Annotated in this window: 9 protein-coding genes and 2 tRNA genes; 4 read left to right on the top strand and 7 right to left on the bottom strand. The window is 58.3% G+C overall.

Annotated elements, in window-relative coordinates:
• Positions 1-103 precede the first annotated feature (103 nt).
• From QEH57_RS21445 to QEH57_RS21475, 7 genes are all read right to left on the bottom strand, one after another.
• Positions 104-1,210 (bottom strand): slipin family protein, encoded by a 1,107-nt coding sequence (locus QEH57_RS21445; protein WP_309008843.1) that lies wholly within the window; start codon positions 1,208-1,210, stop codon positions 104-106.
• Positions 1,211-1,619: 409 nt separating this feature from the next.
• A tRNA-Ile gene (locus QEH57_RS21450) sits at positions 1,620-1,690 on the bottom strand.
• A 98-nt stretch (positions 1,691-1,788) separates the two neighbouring features.
• Positions 1,789-1,864: transfer RNA gene (locus QEH57_RS21455), tRNA-Glu, on the bottom strand.
• A gap of 849 nt (positions 1,865-2,713) precedes the next feature.
• Positions 2,714-3,118, bottom strand: a complete 405-nt coding sequence (locus QEH57_RS21460; RefSeq protein ID WP_309008844.1) for an energy transducer TonB — start codon at positions 3,116-3,118, stop codon at positions 2,714-2,716.
• A gap of 209 nt (positions 3,119-3,327) precedes the next feature.
• Positions 3,328-4,530, bottom strand: a complete 1,203-nt coding sequence (locus tag QEH57_RS21465; protein WP_309008845.1) for an alginate export family protein — start codon at positions 4,528-4,530, stop codon at positions 3,328-3,330.
• 118 nt (positions 4,531-4,648) lie between these two features.
• Positions 4,649-6,358 (bottom strand): sulfite reductase subunit alpha, encoded by a 1,710-nt coding sequence (locus QEH57_RS21470; RefSeq protein ID WP_309008846.1) that lies wholly within the window; start codon positions 6,356-6,358, stop codon positions 4,649-4,651.
• Positions 6,359-6,391: 33 nt separating this feature from the next.
• Positions 6,392-8,146, bottom strand: coding sequence for a NirA family protein (locus QEH57_RS21475; protein WP_309008847.1), 1,755 nt, complete (start codon positions 8,144-8,146; stop codon positions 6,392-6,394).
• A gap of 474 nt (positions 8,147-8,620) precedes the next feature.
• Here QEH57_RS21475 and QEH57_RS21480 point away from each other — a divergent pair, with 474 nt between their 5' ends.
• The 4 genes from QEH57_RS21480 to QEH57_RS21495 are packed head-to-tail and all read left to right on the top strand — an operon-like array spanning position 8,621 to position 13,277.
• Positions 8,621-9,682, top strand: a complete 1,062-nt coding sequence (locus QEH57_RS21480; RefSeq protein ID WP_309008848.1) for a respiratory nitrate reductase subunit gamma — start codon at positions 8,621-8,623, stop codon at positions 9,680-9,682.
• Positions 9,683-9,737: 55 nt separating this feature from the next.
• Positions 9,738-12,011, top strand: coding sequence for a molybdopterin oxidoreductase family protein (locus QEH57_RS21485; RefSeq protein ID WP_309008849.1), 2,274 nt, complete (start codon positions 9,738-9,740; stop codon positions 12,009-12,011).
• A gap of 21 nt (positions 12,012-12,032) precedes the next feature.
• On the top strand, positions 12,033-12,737 hold the full coding sequence (locus QEH57_RS21490; RefSeq protein ID WP_309008850.1) for a 4Fe-4S dicluster domain-containing protein: 705 nt from the start codon (positions 12,033-12,035) through the stop codon (positions 12,735-12,737).
• 60 nt (positions 12,738-12,797) lie between these two features.
• Positions 12,798-13,277 carry a Rieske (2Fe-2S) protein gene (locus QEH57_RS21495; protein ID WP_309008851.1) on the top strand — a complete coding sequence of 160 codons (480 nt, stop codon included), beginning with the start codon at positions 12,798-12,800 and terminating at the stop codon, positions 13,275-13,277.
• Positions 13,278-13,454 lie beyond the last annotated feature (177 nt).

A 13,454-nucleotide genomic window follows, 5' to 3' on the forward strand; every position in this document is an offset into this window, starting at 1 on the left:
GCTTCAGCCCGCGGCCGCATTGCAAGATCAATTCTCCACGGACGCGGGCTGAAGCTCCGCGCTAAGGAAGAAAAGTCGCCTCCCCACTGCGGAGAGGCGACCGCTAGATCAGCTTGGCAAGCGACTCGCTCAAGCTGCGATCGCCTAGGACGACCTGCAGGTTCGAGGTCTTGGATACCGTCTCGAGCACTTCCAATTCGCGTAGCTTCATGAGAACAGGATTGCTCTCCATCAGCTTCGCGGTGTTCAACTGCGAACGCATGGCCGCAGTCTCTTCCCGACGCTTGATCACGTTGGCTTCGGAAGCCTTTTGAGCTTCGATCACCTGGTTGAGCAAGGTCTTCATGTCACCGGGCAAGATCACGTCCCGCACGCCTAGGCTCACCACCTCTACACCGAAGCTGTCTGCGACACTAGCCACACATTGCTTCGCATTTCGGGCCAGGTCTTCCTTGCCCGAAAGCATTGTATCGAGATTTCGAGTACCTACCTCACTGCGAAGCGCCAGCTGAGTCTCCCGGTAGAGGGACTGGCTCGCGTCCTGCGAGGTCTCGACGTACTTGCGTTCGTCCACCACCCGGTAAGCGAGCACCGCGTTAAGACGCAGCGTCACCTTGTCCTGGGTCATGATATCTTGACCGGATACGTCCATCACCTGCTCGCGCTTTTCCACGAGCTGGATCTTTACCTTGGTCACGTCCTTCCAAAAAACATGCTTACCGGCGGCAAGCGTTTCCTGGTAGACGCCGTCGACGAAGAGAACCCCGACCTTGCCTTCCGCGATTTCCGTCACGTCGAAGAACTGGGCCGCCGAAGGGTTCTTCAGAACCGTCACGATATCCTTGCGGGTCACGCGCAGCTCGTTCGCGTCGAAGCGATCGATCTGGACTCGACGCAGCTGGTTCCACAGTCCGTACAGTCCGGGTCCCAGAACCGACTCCAGTCGCCCGTCCACCCAGACAATGGCTCGCTCGTTGTCCTTCAGGTCCACGAAAACCGCCTTGTCGGCCAGCGAAGCGGATTGGCTCAGCTGATCGAGATCCGCCGATCGGATCCAAGGCGTCCTCAGGTTTAGGACCTCTACTCGCAAAGCGTTCTGGAAGTCGAAGAACCAATGCTTCCCCTCGCCCACCTGCTTCACGAATCGTCCGTTGCGGAAGACGAGTCCGATTTCATCGTATTTGATCGTTTTTCTTATGGGTAACAACATAGGTCACTCCTTTCTGCTTAGTGGCAGCCTTCCGGCCGCCGGGTTAAGTGATATACTTCTTTCGTAACAAAAATAAGGGAGCCCCTTCTGCGACGCCTCGACTCGCGCCGCCCGCTTCACGCGGGACTTGCTTTAAGTCGGGCCGCAGCGCGACCTCGACGCCCAAGCGCCGGCAAGGGCGAGCCGAAGCCACCTCCTCGCCGCGTAGTCGTCTCGATCCCACCTAAACCCTACGGTATCCAGCAAGTCCTGGCCTTCCACAGGCTGCCTTCTTCGAAACGCCGAAAACAGCTATCCGAATAGAGCTGACACGAAACCGAGGCGCTGCCTCAGGGGCTCTTCCTCTGGAGACGGCTAACGCGCCGCCGAGCGGGGATTCGAACCCAAGGCTTACGCCTCTTCCGTTATCGATGTGCCGGAGTCGAACCGGCGACAGCATGACTATCAATCATGTGCTCTACCTTACTGAGCTAACATCATCGTGATGGTATTCACGCCGTTTACGAACCCACTCACAGAACGCAGGGACGCGACGCGCGAGGCGGCGTCCTGCGCTGCTGGAATCGGTCGTGAATGTCTGGTACCCTGAGCGGGTTACGATCCCGCGTCTCCACCTTGAAAGAGTGGCGTCCTAACCGATTAGACGATCAGGGCATTCTATATTATTATAATTATCCATTAAAAGAACACGCACCTTCGTCCCTCTCGTTATATCATTGCACAACGGATTGGTCGGCCGGTGGATTTTATCCGGTCGTTCTATTGCTTCTGTGGGCGCAATATTAAAAGCCTCCTAAAACTGGATACAAAAAAAGCCCGCGTCGTTTCGACCGCGGGCAAATAGGTTTGGCTGCAAGAGCGACTTCCTTAAGCGCCTTGCTCCCCTATTCGCCCGTTCGGGCCTGGAATCGTCTCTGCAGAGATGCTAAAATTGCCATCGCGTCTATCCGAACTCGGGAACCCGAATTGGTAAATCGCTGCCAACAAGTGCCTTAACTCTGCCTTTTCCTTAAAACTATACATCGTAAAATCTCCTTTGAGCACAAAAATGCCCGTTCTCTTTTCTGAGATACGGGCGGCGTCCTGCTAGTCTCGTTTCGAGCTATAGCGCTGCGGCCTCCCGCTTCTGCTGGTTAATCTCTGCAACGACAACGCTCCCGCACTCGAGCTCGAAAGCTGAGTAGTGATCCGAATCGAATCGGCGCATGTCGTTTAAGGGATACTGTTTCATTGTGGAGAAGGACTGATAGATCCTACCGAGGATCCGTCAATATCATTTTGTATATTTTATTATATTATTCTTTCCCCACGAACATGGGCTCCCGACTTACTTTATATAAGTTTAAGCCCAAGCCTAGGCCCCAACAACGCAGCGACCGGAGCCTAGCCGAACCCTGCTCAAGCTGAGATCCCCTCGAACCAGCATGCAGTCGACCCACAAAAAAGGAGGTACCGCGCCCTGCGATACCTCCGCTTTTCGAGATGCGAACGAAATGGAATTCGTTAGAGGCTAGCCAACGATGGCGTATCCATTCCTTCGATCTCGAAGTTTACGGGGACCGTAACGGTTTGGGGAATCGCAACTCCATCCAGCGTTCCCGGTTGGAAATACCACTTCTGCACCGAGGCCACTGCCGCTTCGCTGAATAGCTTGTTCGAGCTCGCGAGGACTTTGACATCGCTAACTTCTCCGTGCTCGTTGACGCGAAGCATCAGCAAGGCCTTTCCTTGCTTGCCGCGCTGCAACATTTCGCTCGGGTACTTGGGAGAAACCGTCTCCAGAACGTAAGCGTCCGTCTTATTCACTTGGGAGAATTCCGTTTCCGCCGTTTCGCCAGTTCCTGCAAAAGCCGCTCCGCAAGCCGCTGCCTGCGCCAGAGCGATGGTTATGATCTTCTTCAATTTCATGAGGTTTGGGGTCCTTTCTAAAATGTTTTGTAACGTTTCCGTAACCTAACGTCACCTTCGCGTAACATTCAAGCCGCTATGGGCCTTTCAGCCAAAACGTAACATTTGTAAGAAATTCCTGAAGCTCCCGTCCCCGCTCGCCGGACGCAAAAAGGCCCTCGCGCCTGAGCGGCGCGAGGGCTGGAAGGAAATTAGGCTGAGCTCGACGACTAGAAGGCGAGGTTGGCTTCCACAGTCAGAACCTGCTTGTCAGCGGTTCCGTAGGAAACGGTGGCTCCACCATTGGTGCTGTAGTCCGCAAACTTGCCGATCAAGGTTACGTATTCGTTGAGCTTATACGAAGCGACCAAATCGATTTCCGAGCCGAGGTACTCGCCGGAACCTGCCGTATCGAAGCTGTGGTAGGTAAGCTTCACCGGTACGTCTCCGGCCTTGAAGCCGAAGGTCAGGTAGTAATCCTCCAAGCCTTCGGGAAGACCGCCGGCAAGGCCGAGCGAATTGGCCGCAAAAACGTCGGCGAAACCGTTGAACTTGTGCACGGTCGCGAGCGGTGTGGTGAAGCCCATAACGCCGTCGCCATCGAGGATCTCAACGCCAGCCGTCAGGCTCAAGCCCCCGAAGGCTGCCCCGAACTCTCCCGCGAGGTAGTCCACATCGAAATCGCGAACGCTGCCGCTGTTGTCCACTTGCTTGGCGTAGCTGAAGCTGTAGTTGTAAGTCACTTCGTCGCCAGGGATCTTGCCCGCGCCACGAATGCCGTAGGTGTCGCTGGACGAGAGGACTGGACGGTCGAAATCGAGGAGGTAGGCGTAGCCGGTAAGCGTGAAGTTCTCCGTCAGCTTGCTGCTTCCGTTGAGGACGATGCCGGAGAGGTCTTGCGAAGTCGCGTTCACGCGGTGGACCGCGTCGAGGTAGGCGAAGGTCAACTTGCTCTTTTCGTCGATGTCGTAGCTGTAGGACGCGGCATCATAGGTTTGGATGTTCTGCCTCCAGCCCACGTGGCCGATGTATCGGTGATCGTCCAAGACGAAAATCTGGCGGCCCACCTTCGCGCCCTCGTAGCTGAACCAAGCCTGGTTGAGCTCCGTGGTCGGCACATCGAGGCCGGGGCGGTCGTCGTCGTTGTTGAAGCTGAGGTCCTCCATCTCCACGAAGAGCTTCAAGCCCTCGTACTCGCCCGTCTCGAAGGCCAGACGGGTGCGAAGGCTGTAGCCATTCACTTCGCTAGCGGGAGTTTCGTTGTACTCGTAGCGAGCGCGGACATTCAGGGAAGCCTTGCTGCCTTCTTTGAAACCATCGAGGACGCTCGAAAAGGATTGTCCATAGGCAGCTCCCGCCGAGGCGACGAGCGAACCGATTGCTAGCGCTTTGATCGAGCTCAGAGCGAGCTTCGCAAGTGATGTTTTATTCATCTGTTTGTTTTCTATTTTTGTAGTCGTTGTTTTTTCGGGGCACAATAAGCCCAGCCCCTCATCAATTGATGAGAAATTTTAATAACAATTGCTACTAACGAGCAACAGCTCTAATCAACTAGTAGACGTCGCGCAGGTACCGTTTAGACTTTTTCATAGCCTCCACGTAGGCGGCGGCTTCCTCTTCGGTCTTGTTTCCGTGTTCCGCGATCACTTGATGCAAAGCTGCATCCACGTCCTTCGCCATCCGGGACGCATCTCCACAAACGTAGAAATGCCCGCCCGCTTCGAGCCATTCGTACAGCTCGGCGCCCTTCTCCCGCATGCGGTCCTGCACGTAGACCTTCTGCTCCTGGTCACGCGAGAAGGCTGTATCCAGCTGAGTAAGCACTCCGCTGGCCTGGTATTCGCTAAGTTGCTCTTGGTAGAGAAAGTCGCTGGCGGCATGCTGGTCGCCGAAGAAAAGCCAGTTCTTGCCGGCCGCCTTCGTAGCCGCGCGTTCCTCGAGAAAGGCGCGGAAGGGAGCGATGCCCGTTCCGGGTCCGACCATGATCACCGGAGCGTTCGCGTCGGTCGGCAGCTTGAACGTCTTCGTATGGTGAAAGTAGATACGCACCGGATCCTCGCCCCCGTGGTCCGCCAGGAAGTTCGAGCAAACGCCTTTCCGAGCGCGACCGTGGGAGTCGTAGCGTACCACCCCGACCGTGACGTGCACTTCGTTCTCGTGCGCTCGAGGGCTAGAGGAAATTGAATACAGGCGGGGAGCGAGCTTGCCTAGGAGGGCGAGCAGCTCCTCGGGCTTGCCGAAACGCACCGGAGCCTCGATCAAGAGATCGATGAACTGGCGTCCCCAGGAATAGGCCTTGAAGGCGTCCTTGTCCTCAGCGAGCTCCGCGAGCTTCTCGCTTCCGCTCAGATCGGCGTAAGCCTTCAAGGTTTTGAGCGTGAGGTTGGTAATATCGTAGGTCTCCGTGAGCAGCTGGCGAAGCGTGCTTCCCTCCACCGCCTCCTCGCCGGTAAAACCGGTCGCCTGCAGCAGGTCTTCCACATAGCCGGCGTCATTGACCGGCATCACCGCAAGGGCGTCGCCGGGTTCGTAGCTCATGCCCGAACCTTCGAGCGAGAGCTCTACGTGGCGAGTCTCCTTAGACGAGGTCTCGGCGTTGAGATTGTAGTTGGCCAGCAACTTCGCAGGAAACGGGTTCTTCTTGCCAAACTCGGGCTCCGTCGGAGCGGCCTCTTCGCTCCCTTCTGCCGATGCCGCAGCGCCGGCCGCGTCCTCGACCGACTTCAGCCACGCTTCGAACGCGTCGTCGTAATCCGCATCGCAGTCGACGCGCTCCACGATCGGAGTGGCGCCCAGCGCCTTGAAGCGAAGATCGATATCGATGCCGCACTTGCAAAACTCTGGATAGTTCGAGTCGCCCAGAGCCAGCACAGAATACTTGAGATTTGGCAGCTGCGGAGCCTCGTCGCTGAGCAACCAGTTGTAGAAGGCGGCCGCGTTGTCAGGCGGTTCCCCGTCCCCGAACGTAGACGTCACCAGCAGGAGCATCGACTCCTCCGCCAGCTTCGCTACGTCGTAATCGTCCATATCGTACACGGTCGGAGCGAAGCCTTTGTTGCCCAGGGCCTTGGAAATCTTGCGGGCCAAGCCTTCGCTGTTTCCTGTCTGCGATCCCCAAAGGATGCTGACCGGCTTCGCCTCCATGACGACAGTACTTTGGCCCCCGTCTTGCGACGAGAACATCCCGGCAAGGAAGCCGTTAAGCCAAGCTCGCTGCTCGACGCTAAAGGGGGCGGTATCTGGAATAAAGGGTGAACTCATTTTGAAAACTTTTCTGTATTCGGTTTCGCGCTACTAGTTTGCGACTGCGGCGAGCTCCTGAAGCTCTTCCACGCTGCGGCTGCTGGTGAACTGGACGAAGGTCTCTCCCTCCTGGCGCTCCGCGAGGTAGCGCTTCATGATGCTCGCCACCAAGGGCTTCACCTCCGTAAACGGCACGCTCTTGAAAACTTCCTTGGCGATCGCTTGCTCGTTCTCCACGCCGCCGCCGAGCACGATGCTGTACCCTTCCACGTTTTCGTCGCCGACCTTCACCTTAACCGACTGCATGCCAATGTCGCCGATGTAGTGCTGGGCGCAGGAGTGCTGGCAGCCGGTCATGTGAATGTTGATCGGCAGATCCATTTCGACTTCCTTCTTAAGGTAGTCGCCGAGCTCCACCGCATTCGACTTCGTATCCGCCGACGCATACTTGCATCCGAAATTGCCCGTGCAGGCGATCAAGCCGCCGAGGATGGGATCCGCATCGCAGTCGAAACCGACCTGCTTGATCTCGGCGATCGCCGTATCCACGTCCTCAGTACGTACGTGAGGGATCAAAAGGTTTTGCCAAACGGTGAGACGAATTTCGCCAGTGCCATAGCGACGAGCCACCTTGGCGATTCCTCGCATCTGGTCAGGCAACATCTTGCCCACCGGAATACGCACGCCGATGTAGTTGAGCCCCTCCTGGGATTGCGGGTGCACGCCCAGATGACTGTGACGACGAACCGGTCGCTTGTAGTCGCAATCCTTCAGGTCCATGCGCACGAAATCGAAATCGAGCTTCTTCTCGGTTTCCTCTACGAACTTCTGGTCACCCCAATCGTCGATCAAGTACTTGAGGCGAGCCTTTTTGCGATTGGTGCGATCTCCGTTCTCAATAAAGACGCGGATCATCGCCGCCGCGACCGCTAGGCATTGCTCCGCCTTGATCAAGATGCCGCAATCCTTGGCGAACTGCTTGTGGCCCGTAATACCGGCCAACTGCACGCGAAAATAGACGCCTGGCTCCACCGCTTGCCCTTCGCCCACGCGAACCGCGTAAAAGGCGATGTCGTTCGTATCGGCGCATGCGCTCATACGACCGCCGCCGTCGAAAGAGATATTGAACTTACGCGGCAAACCATAGAACTCGCGTGTATTCAAAATTAAATGATGCATCGCCTTCGCCAGCGGCTGCACGTTGAAAATTTCGTCCGGATCGATACCGGCCGTCGCCGAAGCGGTGATGTTGCGCAGGTTGTCCGCGCCCGCCCCACGAGAGGTCAGGCCGATGTCGACTAGCTTGTCGAGCACCTTGACCGCATTGCGCGGCTGGATCTCGCGCAGCTGGAAATTCGCGCGGGTCGTGACATGGGCGTATCCGCCTGCCCAATCCTCCGCCATCTCTGCCATCCCGTCCATCTGGTGGGCGTGCATGATCCCGCCGGCGATGCGGCAACGCAGCATGAAGGCCTCCTGAGCCGGAGACACGTTGAAAAGTCCGTAGTACTTGATGCGAAACATGTCTGCCCCTTCCGGCAGCTTGTCTTCCGCCGCGTAGCGACAAAGATCCTCGTAGGAATCGAGACCGTCCTTCTCGAATTTGAACCGCTCTTCCTTACAGAGGTCCTCCACCGGCGTCCCGTAAACCGTCTCGACTCCCGTACCCGCGGAAGCCGCGTCGCCTGTATAGCTACCATCCGAGAGCTTGCCCAGGAAGGGAGTGAATCCTCGCTGGCCCGCACCCGCGAAAAATCCCGCGAGGTACTCCTTTTGCTCCAAACTAAATGTCTGATTGTTGTTCATCGGTCGAAGGCGAATCGCTGAGCTTCAAGGGGGTTTTCCACTTTTTTGGACCCGCCGATATTGGTTGTTGCCCATGAGTTAGCATCCGCGATGCCAACCTCCCAGAACCCCTCGGGCTTTAGGAAAGCTTATCGCTGGCGAAAACTGACCGCGACGAAAGAGCTCTCTCCTTATAGCTATACACCAACAGCTTACGAATCACATGAAAATTATATGACAGCTTAAGTAGCGAAAATACGCTTCTTTTTAAGCGTGCAACGCCAAGAAAACGAGCGCTGCTGCGCTCATTTTTCCATTCATGGAATTACATAACTTTCTTAAATCCATGAATTCCGCTCATTTTTAATAAAAGTGCGGGATATTCGGAAAAAGATCCTGATTTTCCGGCAAGAAACGTGGAGTGGCCCCTTTACTGCTAAAACCGACAGCAGCGCTCCTCACACCAGCGAGCGAACCGTAACTTTCCAAGTCACCATGTCTCAAAACGCACAAGCAAGAGCACTCGCAATCGGCGCCACCGCAGCCCTCCTGACCGTTGGCGGCATCTACTTCGGCTCCGGGCAACTCGAGCATTTCGACCCCGCCCTCTTCTGGTACGCCATCGCTTCCGTCCTCGCCGCCTTTGCCGTCGGCTACCGCTTCACCCTCTGGGCTAGCCGCCCGCCTTCCCGCATGTACTTCAAGCGCGCCCTGCAAATGCTGCTGCGCTCCGGCCCCAAGTACGCGGCCGCCAAAGCCCCCTCCGCCGAGGTAGAAATAGCGAAGTCCGCCGCCGTCAACTTCGGCGCCCAGAACTTCATCCGCAAGCGCAGCTACTTCCGCTGGATCATGCACCTCTGCCTATCCGGCGGATGTACCCTCGCCTTCGCAGTCACCTTTCCCCTCGTGTTCGGCTGGATACACTTCGGCACCCCGCTCGACGACGCGGAAACCTACCAGGTCATCGCCTTCGGCATCACTGTAGACACATTTTCAATACACAGCGTAAAAGCATTCCTCGCCTTCAACGCCCTGAATATCGCCGCCGTCTTCGTCCTCATCGGACTCGTCATGGCCGGCTACCGACGCCTCACCGACGCTGGAGAACGTGCCGTACAAACCTTCTACGAAGACATCCTCCCCCTCATCCTCATCGCCGCGGTCACCGTCACCGGTATCGCCCTCACCATCAGCTACAAGTTCTTCGACGGCCTCTACCACGGATCCATGGTTTGGATACACTTGATCACAGTCGTCGCTCTCATCTTCTACATCCCCTTCGGCAAGCTCTTCCATATGTTCCAGCGCTCCTGCGCCCTGGCCGTGACCGCCTACAAGAAAAAAGGCGGCGCCGAAGCCCAGGCCAAGTGCCTCGTCACCGGCGAAGACTACGCCCCGCAACGCCACGTCGACGATCTCAAGATCGTGCTCGACCAACTCGGCTTCAACTACCGCTACACCACCGAAGACGGCCAAGAGGTCCACTACCAAGACATCAGCCCCAAGGGCCGACGCCGCCTCATTGCCCTCAACCAAGGCAAGGCCCTGAAGAGATAGCGCCCAGCGGCAGCGATCCCGCAATCCAGCAGCAAACACTTAACGACCACTTTCCATGGCTAAACTTTCACTACCCGAAGAATCCTACGCCGACCAGTTCGGCCCGCACCTCAACTACCAGCCCGAAGACGGCTGGGACACCCGCGAGCCGGACAAGCTCGTCGACACCCACTGCTGCTTCTGCGGCGTCCAGTGCGGCGTTACCCTCAAGGTGAAGGAAAACAAGGTCATCGGCTTCGAGCCGCGCGAGGACTTCCCCGTCAACAAAGGCAAGCTCTGCCCCAAAGGCGTCAAGCGCTACCTACAAAACGAACACCCGGACCGACTCAAGTCGCCCCTCGTCGCAGACTCCATCACCGGCTTCCGCAAAGCGAGCTGGGACGAAGCGTATTCAAAAACCGCTGACGAGATAAAGCGTATCCAAGAAAAGTACGGCAAGGACGCCTTCGCCTTCCTCGGCGGCGCCTCCATGACCAACGAAAAGGCCTACCTCAACGGCAAGTTCGCCCGCGTCGCCCTCCAGACCGCCAACATCGACTACAACGGACGCCTCTGCATGGTCTCCGCCGGCGCCGCCAACAAGATCGCCTTCGGCATCGACCGAGCCGCCAACCCCTGGTCCGACATCCCCAAGGCCAAGACCATCATCCTCGCCGGCACCAACCTGGCCGAGTGCTTCCCCGTCCTCACCCAGTACATCTGGCAAGCCCGCGACAACGGAGCCAAGATCATCGTCATCGACCCGCGCATCACGCCGATCGCCCGCACCGCCGACCTCTTCCTGCCCGTCAAACCCGGACGCGACAGCGCCCTCGCCAACGGCATCCTCCACCAACTCATCAAAAACGACTGGATCGACCAGGACTACCTCGACAACCACACCGATGGCTGGGACGAAGTCGCCGCCACCGTCGAGAAGTTCACTCCGGAATACACGGAAAAGATCACCGGCGTCCCCGCCGCCAGCGTCGTCAAGGCCGGCGAGCTCTGGGGCCCCGTCGACACCTCCATGCTCCTGCACGCCCGCGGCATCGAGCACCACACCAAAGGCGTGGAAAACGTGCTCAGCTACATGAACCTCGTGCTCGCTACCGGCCGCATCGGCAAGGAAGGCTGCGGCTACGGCTCCATCACCGGCCAAGGCAACGGCCAAGGCGGACGCGAACACGGCCAACGCTGCAACCAGCTCCCGGGCGGACGCGACATCAACAACAAGGAACACCGCGAGCACATCGCCAAGATCTGGGGCGTCGAAGAGCAATCCCTCCCCTACGAAGGCCTCACCGCCTGCGAAATCATCGACGCCATCGAAGAAGGGAAGATCAAGGGCCTGCTCTCCATCAGCTTCAACCCGCTCGTGTCCATCCCCGATTCCGACCGCACCCGCAAAGCCCTCGAAAAGCTCGAGTTCTTCGGCTGCATCGACTTCTTCATGAACGAGACCGCCCGGTACGCTGACGTCGTATTGGCAGGATCACTACAGGAAGAGGACGAAGGCACCGTCACCACCGGCGAAGGACGCTGCGTCAAGCTCAACCAATCCGTCACCCCGCCGGGCGATGCCAAAACGGACTGGCAAATCATCTGCGACCTCGCCGCCCGACTCGGCAAGAAAGACTACTTCGACTACACCAACACCGGACAAATCTTCGAGGAACTGGCCCGGGCCTCCGCCGGCGGCGTCAACGACTACTCAGGCATGACCTGGGAACGCATCGAGCAGGAACAGGGCGTCTTCTGGCCCTGCCCCTCGCCCTCCCACCCAGGCACGCCCCGCCTCTTCGAAGACAAGAAGTTCTACCATCCCAACGGCCGCGCCAAGATGAAGGGCTTCGACTACCGCCCGCCCGCCGAAGACGTTTGCGAAGAGTACCCGATCATGTACACCACCGGTCGCGTCGTTTCCCAATACCTCAGCGGCACCCAGACCCGCCGCATCGGCAGCCTCGTCGACCAATACCCGGAACCGCTCTGCGAAATGCATCCCATGCTCGCCGAGCAACTCGGTATCAAGGACGGGGATACAGTCAAAGTAAGCTCGCGCCGCGGCAGCATCATCCTGCCCGCCCAAGTCGTGCAAACCATCCGTCCGGACACCGTCTTCATCCCTTACCATTGGGCCGACAAAAAAGCAGCCAACCAGCTCACCAACCGCAAGCTGGACCCAATATCCAAAATCCCCGAGTTCAAGATCTGCGCCTGCAAGGTGGAAAAGCTCGAGGACGCGCCCACCAAGTTCATCCCGCTCGCCGGACAAATCGCCGGCAAGCCGCCCAGCGCCCCCGTCAAGTTCTACCCGAAACCACCCGAGCGCTTCGCGAATTCCTAATCTCAAATTCAGCATTCCGCCATGGTTTCATCCTTCTTCCAAGAAAACGAATTCTTCCTCGACCAGTCACGCTGCATCGGCTGCCAAGCCTGCGTGCAAGCCTGCGGCGAGTGCGACACCCACCGCGGACACGCGATGATTCACCTCGAATACATCGACCGTCCCACCGGCGTACAAACCGCCCCCGTCGTCTGCATGCACTGCGAGGACCCGACCTGCGCCAAGGTCTGCCCCGCCGACGCCATCAAGCAAGACGACGACGGCATCGTACACTCCGCCGCCAAGCCGCGCTGCGTCTCCTGCTCCAACTGCGTCATCGCCTGCCCCTTCGGCGTGCCGAAGATGAACCAAGGCTACGAGCTCATGATGAAGTGCGACATGTGCTACGACCGCACCTCCGTCGGCAAGAAGCCCATGTGCGCCACCGTCTGCCCCAGCGACGCTCTCTTCTTCGGCAAGCGCGAGGAGATCGAACGCATCCGCCAAGAAAAGCCCGTCAACGAATTCCAGTTCGGCATGCAAACCGTCAAGACCAAGGTCAACATGATGACCGCGCCCGAAGCCGACAACGTCCCTGTCGACATTTCCGACTTCATGGCCGGATCCACTTTCCAACTACCGCAGTCGCGCAGCGGAGCCCCCGACGCCGCCCTCAGCGCCGTCTTCGAACTCCCGGAGATCGTCCGCCTCGCCAAAGACCAACCCGTCGAAGAGCTCCACGTCTAAAAGGTAGGGCTCGACCGCCGGGCGAGCCGCCAACCGCAAAGTATCCAATTTCACACGACAATGTCCGACCAGACCACTCCCTCCGAACCCGCTTGGAAAACCCAGTACCCGATCCGCCAAACCGCCGAGCACAAGACCTCGCGCCGCGGCTTCACCAAGCTGATAGGCGCCTCGCTGCTCGCCGCGGCCGGCGGCTACCTCATCAAGGACAAGCTCTTCACCCATCCCATCTCCGGCCCCAAGACCGTCGTAGCCAAAGTCGGCGAACTCGAAGTCGGAGCGTCCAAGCTTTTCAAATACCCCGAAACCCAGCCCTGCATCCTCATTCGCCTGGCCGAAAACGAATACGTCGCCTACAGCCAAGCCTGCACCCACCTCATGTGCCCCGTGCACTACGACGGAGCCAAGCAGCAAATCGTCTGCCCCTGCCACAGCGGCTACTTCGACGCCAAGACCGGCGCCGTGCTCGCCGGCCCGCCCCCTCGCCCCCTTCCACGCTACAAAGTAACGGTCGAAGGCGAGCAAATCATCGTCGGATAAACGAAAGCCCCACCCGTAGCGCCGAGCTTTAGCCGGCGACCACACTGCAGGATCACATTCTTCGCGGGCGCGAGCTGCACCCCTCCCGCCCCGCTTCTCCCTACCCAAAAAACCGCTGCTCAATTCTCCGCATCCGGCCCGTCCGGCATGAAATCGGCTTATTAATATAATTACACT

It is taken from the genome of Pelagicoccus sp. SDUM812005, from assembly GCF_031127875.1.
GTDB lineage: Bacteria > Verrucomicrobiota > Verrucomicrobiia > Opitutales > Opitutaceae > Pelagicoccus.